This window comes from Flavobacterium sp. (assembly GCF_046155325.1).
Taxonomy (GTDB): Bacteria; Bacteroidota; Bacteroidia; order Flavobacteriales; family Flavobacteriaceae; genus Flavobacterium.
On record NZ_JBJXDQ010000197.1, the window covers coordinates 1 to 4067 of the forward strand.

The following is a 4067-nucleotide window of genomic DNA, read 5'->3' on the forward strand; positions in this document are numbered from 1 at the left end:
TTTTTATTTAATTCATCTAAACCACTTTCAGAAAAAGCAACTTCATGAGCTGGAACTTTTTTTCCATTTTCGTCAACTGCATTTTGATACATTTCATTTTTAAGATGATTTAATAGTATTTTTTGAATTCCTGTATCCGTTATTTTTTCAATTCTTTTTTCATCAAAAGTGTTGTCAAGTGTTTTTCGGGTTGCCGTGGCTTGAATAGTTTCATATATCTGTATTTTATCAATTGCTTTTCCATTTATCATAATAGGAAACGCTTTAAGATGTTTTCGTAATCCTTCAGGATTGTTTGGATATTGTTTGATTTTTGCCGCCAATTGTTTTTTAACTTCCTTGTCAACAATCAACTCTATTTGTTCAATAGCATTTGCAATAGTAATATGACTTTGTTTGATTCGTTTTAGAAACACTTTTCCACTTACTGTTTCTGCGTGCATTGGTTTTCTAATTGCCCAATTATCGCCTTTTGTTTGTTTAACTGTGACTTTTTTTATTGCTCCATCCTCCTCTTTCCAAACTTGGTATTTATTTACCGTTTTATTGATAACTCTTGTGTTTTGTTTGAAACTGACGATAGTTTTATTTAATTCCTCTTCTACTTTTTTTGTAAAGCCTTCCCAAGGCTTATGGAATTCCCATTTATAATTTCCGTTTAAGTCTGGTTTTGTTTTGAAACAGATTTTATTTCTTAATTCATGTTTGACAATTTTTAGACTTTCGTCTCTAGCATTTAGATTGTTTAAATAGTTGATATGTGTTCTATTTACACAGGCAATTACCAATGCGTCCATAGCGTGATGGCGATGGTCAATTCTTTTTTTAGTGAATCCTTTTGCAATTGCATCTGGTACTGTGGTTTGAAAAACTTGTTTTCCAGCGTTTCCGAATTCGTCTTTTTTGAGTTCCAATTTACCAAAATCATTAGAATTTGTAATTGCATTCAAACGCTCAAATCGTGGTGTAACAATATTATTCCAAACATCATTTAAACCCCAATCTTGTTTCATTTTTGATGTAATGGAACCATTTAAGGAAACAACATGTTTTGAAGTTACTTCTTGTTCGTCCTCTTCACGAACTATTTTACTTAAAAGATTCTTTACAATTTTACTAATGTATTTGGTGTCGTTTAATTGTCTTTCTATAAACTGTTCAGGAATTTCTTCACTTAACAATCGTTTTTGCTTGTTTTTGTTTTTGCTATAATAGCTCGTTATGTGTTGGTTATAAGCTTCTTTAGTAAAAACTTTAACTGTTTTACCTCCAGTTAAGGTTACAATTCTATCTTCATTTTTTAGAATAAATTCTAGAGCAGTCATATTACTTTTAAGTTCATTGACTTCCGATTCACAAATAACTTTATTTGATAAGGAATCATCAAACAATCTGGATTGTGGAATAATGTGTTCGATTTGATATTTGGTTGTAAAAAGGTCACTTAAAGGAATGATTTTTCCAGTATATGGCGAAATATAACCTTGTTCTAGCCAAAGTTTGTATTTGGTAATTTCGGAAGTTGTTGGTTTTGCATTTTTTCTAATTTTATCAACTTCTTCTAGCTTGTCTTTTCTATTTTCACTGCTATAAATACCTTCTTCATATATTTTTAAAATCTCTTGTTGACTTGGCGAATAAGGACGAACATCATTAATTCCATCATTTTTTAATTCCGTTAAAATGGCTTTGATTCGCAAGTTTGTATTTTCGTTTTGAGAAATCTGATTTGTCATTTGTTTTCTCTTTTCGGCTGGATTTTTCATTTCACGTCCCAATTCAATGTGAATTTCATCAAAGAAATTTGCTGTACCTTCTCCGTAATGTTGCCAAATATCTTTTACAACTCGCAATGTTTCTGTAATAACTTGCTCTACAATTGGATTTCTAAGAGAATGTTGTTTGAAATCGTGTTTTAAAAAGTGTTCAATATCCGCAGGGGTTTTCCATTTTGAAATATCACTCGCTTCGCTGTGTCGGTCGTAAATAATATAAGATACTAACCACAAAGGCAAACCTTGAAAATCTGAAGTTTTGCTTAAATGAATTGCTTTTTCTCGAACTCGATTTCTCATATTTTCATCAAATTCTCCTGTTTGTATTTTGTCAATTCTAGCCTGTGTTTTTGTATCAATGTTATTTTCATTCCAATTACTTCCAAAACGCATTAAAGTCAATAATTTTTTTATTGCTTTTTCTGAATAAGAACCATAATCTTTTTTATAAGGTTTTAATTTTGAAAAATTTGCTATAAATTCATCCGATAAATTATGTCGTTTTGAAAAAGTTGTGATAGCTTTTGTAATTTCAATTTTATCGGTAACGGAATATAAAATATGCCACAAATCTTGGGTATTTTTAAAATCAAAAAATGTTTTATCCACATCAATTTTTGCAATTGCATTCAAAAACTGATTTCTTGTTTCATTACAAGGATAGATTTTGTCTTCCACAAAATTCCATCTGAATTTATCTTCTTTTAATTTGAATTTCGGGTAAGCTAAAAATTGTTTTTGACTTACTTCGGATTTGTCATTTAGCCAATGGAACAATTCTATTAAATCTTCTTCGGTTGTTAAATAATCAATTGTTACATCAATATCATTTGCAATTTCTTTTTTGTAAATTTTAAGATTCTTTACAAATTGTAATAAGCGGAATTCCTGAAAAATAGGATTCGATCTTGCAATACATTTCAAAGGTTTTACAATTTGCTTTCCGTTAGCATCTTTTACTAAAACACCTTTTTTGTCTTTAATAGGACTGAATTCCAAACTACAATCACTAATTAACGAAGTTTTACTTTTAAGTGGACGCTGATAAAAGATGATATCATCCAAAAACAAGTATTCAAAACTTCTGTCTTTAATGTTGTTTTTATGAGAATCATTGTGTTTATACAGTTCATCAATACATTTTTTGTAAAGATTTCTGTCGCTTAAAATTTCATTATGAAATGCAATTTGGGTTTTAAGAATTTTAGATAGTTCCTCTTTATAAAACTTTCTTTCAATTGTTCGAACTAATTCACCTTTTATTTTTTGATTTGGGTTTTTTAGTAAATTTTCATAAATATAAGTGCCAACCGATTTCTCACTTTGATTTATGGTTTGTTCTGTTCTAATTTTTACTAATCCCCAATCGTCTTCTTTCGGAGATCTAAAACTCCTCTTTTCCTCATCGTCTTTATTGAGTTTAATAGTTCCGTCATCATTTAATTCAGTCGTAACAATAAAGTTCTTTTGTTTGCCAACCCAGTCAAACAATGCAATTTTGCTTTCTCGCTTGTAAATCCAACCGTTTTCAAGAATTACGTTATACCAAATTCCTGATTTCCCTTTTTCTCTTTCAATTACTTCAACAACGGATAGAGTATGAAATTCTTCTAATTTATTTTTGTTTATTTCTTGCTCTTCTCCACGTAATTGATAATAACCCCTTTTTTGATTGAAATTCAATAGTATCCAAGCCAATTCTTCTTTACTTATTTTTTCTGTTAATGCTTTTTTTCTTAAATAATAGATTGTCCAATCATAAGGGATTTGTTTTAAATCTGGATATATCAATTTGAATTCTGAAAGCATTTCTTGATGACTATCTAAAAATAAAAATTGATTTTTACCGCTGTCATTTTTATAAAAAGATAATTTTTCTTCTCTTTCTGGTTTAAATTGCCCAAATTTTTCGTCAAAATCGATTGCTTCAGAATAATGTTGAGGTAGTAAATCAAGAATATTTAATACTCTATGAAGTCTTTCTCTCCGTAATAAAAAACGTTGTACTAATCTTCTTGTTCCTCGATATTTTGTTCTTTCAGCTGTTTGTGAAATAGAAACTCCACTGTCAAATTTACCAAGAACATCCTGACTCATAGGGATTATCCGACTTCCTAATCCTTCTATATTTCCTATTTTATTGTCGAAGTCATTATTTGTTAATGCCCACCCAATGCTATTCGTCCCCAAATCCAATCCTAATATTTTTTTCATTTTGATGTGTATTTTATTAATGCATTTTAATTATTGTAAAATAATTCTTAAATTTAAATATAAAATAATTCTTATATT

At 29.2% G+C, this 4067-nt stretch carries 1 protein-coding gene; it reads right to left on the reverse strand.

The window, feature by feature from the left end:
* Window positions 1-3989 (reverse strand): type II CRISPR RNA-guided endonuclease Cas9 (cas9, locus tag ACKVOD_RS13035; RefSeq protein WP_409209902.1); only part of this gene is annotated, 3989 nt, incomplete at its 3' end.
* Window positions 3990-4067: the final 78 nt, after the last annotated feature.